This window comes from Vibrio splendidus 12E03 (genome assembly GCF_000272105.2).
GTDB lineage: Bacteria > Pseudomonadota > Gammaproteobacteria > Enterobacterales > Vibrionaceae > Vibrio > Vibrio splendidus_I.
On sequence record NZ_AJZD02000253.1, the window covers coordinates 1 to 304 of the forward strand.

The 304-nt window shown below is 47.7% G+C and carries 1 rRNA gene; it reads right to left on the reverse strand.

The features are described from left to right. Window positions 1-98: 98 nt before the first annotated feature. Window positions 99-214: ribosomal RNA gene (gene rrf / locus A142_RS15985) — 5S ribosomal RNA — on the reverse strand. Between the last annotated feature and the right edge of the window lie 90 nt (window positions 215-304).

Sequence of the window (304 nt, forward strand, 5' to 3'; positions counted from 1 at the left end):
TCGAACTGGGGACCTCACCCTTACCAAGGGTGCGCTCTACCGGGCTGAGCTATATCAGCAATTCAAGAACCGTTTAAAAACGACTCTAAAAATTTAAAGCCTGGCGATGTCCTACTCTCACATGGGGAAGCCCCACACTACCATCGGCGCTATTGTGTTTCACTTCTGAGTTCGGCATGGAATCAGGTGGGTCCACAATGCTATGGTCGTCAAACAAATTCTGTTGTTAACTTGATGAATCAAATCAACTAAATAGTGGTGCTGATACCCAGACTCGAACTGGGGACCTCACCCTTACCAAGGG